Genomic DNA, 1941 nt, shown 5'->3' on the forward strand with positions numbered 1-1941 from the left:
CGCCGACCGTCCGGTGCGGCGGCTGCTGGCGCGCCGCCTGCTGAACTGGATCGACGCGGAGACCGTCGAACTGCCGCCCATGGTCGGCCAGGTGCTGCGGCGGGAACCGACCACCGATCCGCACGCGCTCACCCCGCCGCAGCCCGCGACCACCAAACTCACCGCCGCCGATGTGAACGCGGCCGCCGCCGGCGAGGTCGGCGAACTGCTGCGCCACAGCGCCACACTGCTGGAATCCCTGGGCCGCACACCGGCTCCCGTGCTGCGCTCGGGCGGGCTCGGGGTGCGCGAGATCCGGCGCATCGCCAAGCAGACCGGTATCGACGAGGCTCGCCTCGGGCTACTCGCCGAGGTGCTGACCGCGGCCCGTCTGGTGGACCGCGGCATTCCCGAACCCGCACCGGACACCGAGGCCGACGACTACTGGGCCCCCACCACCACCGCCGATGCCTGGGACGCCGCCGCACCCGCCAAACGCTGGGTGGTGCTCGCCCGCGCCTGGCTGGAGCTGGACCGCTTCCCGTGGATGATCGGCCTGCGCGACGCCAATGACAAACCCCTGGCGGCGCTGTCGGCCGAGCTGCGTACCCTGCACGCCGTTCGCGATCGCCGCGCCATCCTCGACCTGTTGGGCGAATTTCCGTCCGGTACAGCGGTACCGGCGGCGGAGCTGAGCCGGGTGCTGGCCTGGCGGCAGCCACGCTGGCGGCGGCACTTCCGCACCGACGCGGTGGCGAGCACCCTGGCCGAGGCACAGGCGCTGGGACTGGTGGCGCACGGTGCGCTCACCTCTGCGGGCCGAGCCCTGCTGCACGGCAACGAATCCGGTCCCGCCGATGCCGAGGCCGCGATGGCGGCGGCGCTGCCGGAACCGGTGGACCACGTCCTGGTGCAGGCGGATCTGACGGTCATCGCGCCCGGCCCGCTCACCCCCGAACTCCAGGACCGCATCTCCCTGGTCGCCGAGGTGGAATCCGCCGGTGCCGCAACGGTGTACCGCATCAGCGACACGTCCGTGCGGCGCGCCCTGGACGCCGGAGCCACCGCCGCGGAACTACACAATCTGTTCACCACGCACTCGCGCACCCCGGTTCCGCAGTCGCTGACCTACCTCATCGACGATGTGGCGCGCCGCCACGGCCGGCTGCGGGTCGGGATGGCGCAATCCTTCGTGCGCAGCGAGGATCCGGCGCTGCTGGCCGAGGTGCTGGCCGCCCCGGTGGCCGGACAGCTGGCGCTGCGGGCCGTCGCGCCCACGGTGGCGATCTCCCAGGCGCCGCTGGGCGAGGTGCTGGAGCAGTTGCGGGCGGCGGGTTTCAGCCCGGCCGGTGAGGATTCCTCCGGGGTCGTGGTGGATCTGCGGCCGCGCGGCATCCGCGTCGCCCCGCGGCCGAATGCGCGGCCGGTGTACCGTCCGAACCCACCGAGCCCGGAGCAGCTGCGGTCGCTGGTGGGCGAGCTGCGCGCGGGAGAGCTTGCGGCACAGGCGCGTTCGGGGCAGGCAGTGCGTTCGGACGGCACCCGCACCAGCACCGCCGCCACCCTCGCCCTGCTGCAATTGGCCGCCCGGGTCCACCGTCCGGTGCACATCGGCTATGTGGACGCGCAGGGGGTAGCCACCCAGCGGGTGGTGGAGCCGGTCAAGGTGGGCGGCGGCCAACTCGACGCCCTGGACACGGTGACCGGCACGGTGCGCACCTTCACGCTGCACCGCATCGCCTCGGTGGCCCTGGTCGACTGAGCCGCCATGGCTCCGGTGACACAGCTTCGCCGACTCCGATCGGGTGGGCCGCCGGCGGCCGGAGGGTGCTGCGCCTGTTCCGTCCCCGCACCAAGCGCGGCGGCGCGCGTATGGCGCTGACCGGCCGGGTTCGCGGCTTCGGGCACGGCTTCGACCGCCGGAAGCACGATCGGCCCCCCCCCCCCCCGGGGGGGGGGGCC

General features: G+C 74.1%; 1 protein-coding gene. It reads left to right on the top strand.

Annotated features, from left to right (window positions below):
• Positions 1-1741, top strand: a 1741-nt coding sequence (locus QK444_RS35920) for a helicase-associated domain-containing protein (RefSeq protein ID WP_282786526.1), incomplete at its 5' end; no start/stop codon positions are given.
• Positions 1742-1941 lie beyond the last annotated feature (200 nt).

The sequence above is a fragment of the Nocardia sp. CC201C genome, assembly GCF_030010695.1.
Taxonomy (GTDB): Bacteria; Actinomycetota; Actinomycetes; order Mycobacteriales; family Mycobacteriaceae; genus Nocardia; species Nocardia otitidiscaviarum.